This is a genomic window from Streptomyces calidiresistens (assembly GCF_014141525.1).
Lineage (GTDB): Bacteria > Actinomycetota > Actinomycetes > Streptomycetales > Streptomycetaceae > Streptomyces > Streptomyces calidiresistens.
The window spans coordinates 1-1,719 of record NZ_VKHS01001000.1 but is presented as its reverse complement, the minus strand read 5'-3'; the positions used below and the strand labels follow the sequence as shown (position 1 = coordinate 1,719).

The 1,719-nt window shown below is 69.1% G+C and carries 4 protein-coding genes; 2 read left to right on the top strand and 2 right to left on the bottom strand.

What is annotated here, in order from left to right; all coding sequences use genetic code 11:
* Nucleotides 1–30: 30 nt before the first annotated feature.
* Together FOE67_RS24905 and FOE67_RS24900 are read right to left on the bottom strand one after the other, a co-directional pair.
* Nucleotides 31–186: a hypothetical protein gene (locus tag FOE67_RS24905; protein WP_182667072.1), complete on the bottom strand. Its 156-nt coding sequence runs from the start codon at nt 184–186 to the stop codon at nt 31–33.
* Nucleotides 183–449: a hypothetical protein gene (locus tag FOE67_RS24900; protein WP_228474265.1), complete on the bottom strand. Its 267-nt coding sequence runs from the start codon at nt 447–449 to the stop codon at nt 183–185. The genes FOE67_RS24905 and FOE67_RS24900 overlap by 4 nt, the downstream gene beginning before the upstream one ends.
* A 142-nt stretch (nt 450–591) precedes the next feature.
* On the opposite strand from FOE67_RS24900, the gene FOE67_RS24895 reads away from it, so the two are divergent.
* Together FOE67_RS24895 and FOE67_RS24890 are read left to right on the top strand one after the other, a co-directional pair.
* Nucleotides 592–1,440: a helix-turn-helix domain-containing protein gene (locus FOE67_RS24895; protein WP_182667071.1), complete on the top strand. Its 849-nt coding sequence runs from the start codon at nt 592–594 to the stop codon at nt 1,438–1,440.
* Complete coding sequence (locus FOE67_RS24890; RefSeq protein WP_182667070.1) at nt 1,415–1,639, top strand: DUF397 domain-containing protein; 225 nt, start codon at nt 1,415–1,417, stop codon at nt 1,637–1,639. Before FOE67_RS24895 ends, FOE67_RS24890 begins: the two co-directional genes overlap by 26 nt.
* The last annotated feature ends 80 nt before the right edge of the window (nt 1,640–1,719 follow it).

The window sequence follows — 1,719 nt, the reverse complement described above, 5'->3', positions numbered from 1 at the left end:
GGTGCGGGCTTCCGGGCCGCCGCTGCCGCTTCACCCGTCCTCGCCGTCCAGGGTGCGGAGGTGCTCCGTGATGCGGGCGCTCAGGGCGGCCCATCGCTCGCCCAACTCCGCGAGAGGGGAAGGCGCGTCGGTGGGGTCCTCCTCCCCGTCGGGGGCCGGGGTGGGCACCGGGAGCACCTCGTTCACCTGGCCGCCCCCGACGCCGCGCCGGGGGCGAGAGCGGCCGTCAGGGCCCTGGCCGTCTCCACGTCGCACCACCCGAGATCGACGAGGGGCGGTGCGACCGAGGCCAACGCATGGGCGGGGCCCGCGTCCACGCACAGGGACGGCAGCGTGAGGCCGTGCGCCCTCAGCGCGTCCTCCAACCCGTCGCACACCGCCTCGGCCTCCTCGATCTCGTCGCCCACGGGCCCGTGGTCCCCGTCCCCGTGGTTCCCGTCCCTCGTCATGCCGGCCACTCCACGTCGCACCGATCCGTCCCCCGCGGGGACGGATGTTCACTTTCCGTGCCTCCACCATTACGGAATCGGCGTACTCTCGGACAGGGGTGAGCCCATTCCAACGGGACCGGAATCCGAGGGAGATGCACACATGGGCGAGGGAACCGGCCGGAGTCACGGCCCCGCGAACGGCGCCGCCTACTTCGGTGAGGAGACGAAAACCCTCCGAGGAGTGCTGGGACTTTCCCAGAGCGCCTTCGCGGAGAAGTTGCACTATCAACAGGCTCAGGTCAGCAAGGTCGAGAACGGGAGCGTCCTCGCCTCGGAAGCTTTCGCGGCAGCCATGGATCGCGTGGCCGGCACCCCCGGGGTCTACACCCGCCTCCGGGCCAAGCTCAGCAAGCAGGGCCACCCCGAGTGGTTCATCCCCTACGTCGAACTCGAACGAACAGCGGCGACGGTCGAGGACTACTCGAACGCTTTCGTGATGGGAGTCCTGCAAACCACGGAGTACGCCGAAGCCGTCTACCGGGCAGCGCACCCGCGTGAGTCCGACGAACAGATCAAGCACAGGGTCGAGCTTCGGCTCCGCCGTCGTGAAGTCCTGGAACGTGAGACTCCGCCTCTTCTCTGGGTCATCCTTCACGAGGCCGTTCTGCGAACGGTGGTGGGAAGTCCGGCCGTCATGGTCGGACAGCTCGAATACCTGCTCGGCATGGCCTCCGGGCCTCATGTCACTCTGCAAGTGCTGAAGTTCGCAACGGGTGCCCCCGCCTCGGGTCTGCCGTTTACCCTGCTTACGCAAGCCGACGGGACGAGGGTCCTGTACTCGGAAACCACCGGCCAGGGGCACGTCAACGACTCCGCAGCGGCCATAGGGGCATGGACGGCCACCTACGAACGGCTCCGCGCTTCAGCCGAGTCCGAGGCCCGGTCACTGAGCCTCATCCACGCGATCATGGAGGAGTACTCGAATGAGCAGCACGCCGACCCCGCATGACGGTCTGTGGGTCAAAAGCACATACAGCGACGGTCAGGGCGGACAGTGCGTCGAGTGGGCGCCCGGGCGGGTGCGGGCCGGGGGCCTCGTCCCCGTCCGGGACAGCAAGAATCCCCGGGGGCCCCACCTGCACCTCACGCCCACCGGCTGGACCGACTTCGTCACCGCCCTGCGCGACGGCGACCTCGCTCCCGGCTGACCCGGCTCCCCCGTCGCCACGGGGACCCCTCACGCGCCCCTTGGGGGCTGTCTCTTATACACACCTGACGCTGCCGAAGC